This is a genomic window from Halomonas citrativorans (genome assembly GCF_014898005.1).
In the GTDB taxonomy this organism is placed as follows: Bacteria; Pseudomonadota; Gammaproteobacteria; order Pseudomonadales; family Halomonadaceae; genus Vreelandella; species Vreelandella citrativorans.
Genome location: NZ_JABUYX010000052.1, coordinates 1 through 2,970 on the forward strand (window position 1 = coordinate 1; position 2,970 = coordinate 2,970).

Annotated in this window: 1 rRNA gene; it reads right to left on the reverse strand. The window is 54.7% G+C overall.

What is annotated here, in order from left to right:
- Positions 1 to 63: 63 nt before the first annotated feature.
- Positions 64 to 2,956: ribosomal RNA gene (locus tag INT20_RS17835) — 23S ribosomal RNA — on the reverse strand.
- Positions 2,957 to 2,970: the final 14 nt, after the last annotated feature.

The window sequence follows — 2,970 nt, forward strand, 5'->3', positions numbered from 1 at the left end:
CTCGCCCAGCGCGCGTATCCGGTAGTCATCGTTGTCACTGCGACCAGACCCCTTGGGTGTTATAGGGTCAAGCCTCACGGGCCATTAGTACACGTTAGCTCAACACCTTGCAGTGCGTCCACACCGTGCCTATCAACCAGCTGGTCTCGCTGGGCCCTTCAGGAGGCTCAAGGCCTCGGGGATGTCTCATCTTGAAGGGGGCTTCCCGCTTAGATGCTTTCAGCGGTTATCCCGTCCGACCATAGCTACCCGGCAATGCCACTGGCGTGACAACCGGAACACCAGAGGGTCGTCCACTCCGGTCCTCTCGTACTAGGAGCAGCTCTTCTCAAACATCCAACGCCCACGGCAGATAGGGACCGAACTGTCTCACGACGTTCTAAACCCAGCTCGCGTACCACTTTAAATGGCGAACAGCCATACCCTTGGGACCGACTTCAGCCCCAGGATGTGATGAGCCGACATCGAGGTGCCAAACACCGCCGTCGATGTGAACTCTTGGGCGGTATCAGCCTGTTATCCCCGGAGTACCTTTTATCCGTTGAGCGATGGCCCTTCCATACAGAACCACCGGATCACTAGAACCTGCTTTCGCACCTGCTCGACGTGTCTGTCTCGCAGTCAAGCACCCTTATGCTCTTGCACTCATTGCACGATGTCCGACCGTGCTGAGGGTACCTTCGTGCTCCTCCGTTACTCTTTGGGAGGAGACCGCCCCAGTCAAACTACCCACCACACACTGTCCTCGATCCGGATAACGGACCTGAGTGAGAACGCCAATGATGCCAGGCTGGTATTTCAAGGTTGGCTCCCTTCGAACTGGCGTCCGAAGTTCAAAGCCTCCCAGCTATCCTACACAGGCAACATCAGCGTCCAGTGTGAAGCTATAGTAAAGGTTCACGGGGTCTTTCCGTCTAGCCGCGGGTACACCGCATCTTCACGGCGATTTCAATTTCACTGAGTCTCGGGTGGAGACAGCGTGGCCATCATTACGCCATTCGTGCAGGTCGGAACTTACCCGACAAGGAATTTCGCTACCTTAGGACCGTTATAGTTACGGCCGCCGTTTACCGGGGCTTCAATCAAGAGCTTCGGACGAATCCTAACACCATCATTTAACCTTCCGGCACCGGGCAGGCGTCACACCCTATACGTCCTCTTGCGAGTTGGCAGAGTGCTGTGTTTTTAATAAACAGTTGCAGCCACCTGGTATCTTCGACCGGTTCGGGCTGAAGGAGCAAGTCCTCTCACCCTACGCCGGCGTGCCTTCTCCCGAAGTTACGGCACCATTTTGCCTAGTTCCTTCACCCGAGTTCTCTCAAGCGCCTTGGGATTCTCACCCTGACCACCTGTGTCGGTTTGGGGTACGGTCGCACATGATCTGAAGCTTAGAGGCTTTTCCTGGAAGCGTGGCATCAATGACTTCGACACCGTGGTGTCTTCGTCTCGTCTCTCGGCTTTGAAGGGTCCCGGATTTACCTGAGACCCAGGCCTACTGACTTTCACCAGGACAACCAACGCCTGGCTCACCTAGCCTTCTCCGTCCCCCCATCGCAATCATGTCCGGTACGGGAATATTAGCCCGTTTCCCATCGACTACGCCTTTCGGCCTCGCCTTAGGGGCCGACTCACTCTGCTCTGATTAGCATCGAACAGAAAACCTTGGTCTTCCGGCGGGGGAGTTTTTCACTCCCCTTATCGTTACTCATGTCAGCATTCGCACTCGTGATACCTCCAGCAAGCTTCTCAACTCACCTTCATCGGCTTACACGACGCTCCTCTACCGCTCATCCTAAGGATGAACCCGTAGCTTCGGTATCTGGTTTAGCCCCGTTACATCTTCCGCGCAGGCCGACTCGACTAGTGAGCTATTACGCTTTCTTTAAAGGATGGCTGCTTCTAAGCCAACCTCCTAGCTGTCTGAGCCTTCCCACATCGTTTCCCACTTAACCAGAATTTGGGGACCTTAGCTGACGGTCTGGGTTGTTTCCCTTTTCACGACGGACGTTAGCACCCGCCGTGTGTCTCCCACGCTTGCACTCACCGGTATTCGGAGTTTGCCTCGGGTTGGTAAGTCGGGATGACCCCCTAGCCGAAACAGTGCTCTACCCCCGGCGGTGATACGTGAGGCGCTACCTAAATAGCTTTCGAGGAGAACCAGCTATCTCCGGGCTTGATTAGCCTTTCACTCCGATCCACAAGTCATCCAAATCTTTTTCAACAGATCCTGGTTCGGGCCTCCAGTTGATGTTACTCAACCTTCACCCTGCTCATGGATAGATCGCCCGGTTTCGGGTCTATATCCAGCGACTGTGTCGCCCAGTTAAGACTCGGTTTCCCTACGGCTCCCCTATACGGTTAACCTCGCCACTGAATATAAGTCGCTGACCCATTATACAAAAGGTACGCAGTCACAGAACAAGTCTGCTCCTACTGCTTGTACGCACACGGTTTCAGGATCTATTTCACTCCCCTCTCCGGGGTTCTTTTCGCCTTTCCCTCACGGTACTGGTTCACTATCGGTCAGCCAGGAGTATTTAGCCTTGGAGGATGGTCCCCCCGTCTTCAGTCAAGGTTTCTCGTGCCCCGACCTACTCGATTTCACAGGATCAGATTTTCGACTACGGGGCTATCACCCGCTATGGCCGAGCTTCCCAGCTCGTTCGTCTAATCAGTCACCTGCTTAAGGGCTGGTCCCCGTTCGCTCGCCGCTACTGGGGGAATCTCGGTTGATTTCTTTTCCTCAGGGTACTTAGATGTTTCAGTTCCCCTGGTTCGCCTCCTGCACCTATGTATTCAGTACAGGATACTGACCTTGTGGTCAGTGGGTTTCCCCATTCAGAGATGTCCGGGTCACAGGTTGTTTGCCACCTCGCCGAACCTTATCGCAGGCTTCCACGTCTTTCATCGCCTCTGGCTGCCTAGGCATCCACCGTGTGCGCTTCATTGCTTGACCCTATAACCCGAAGG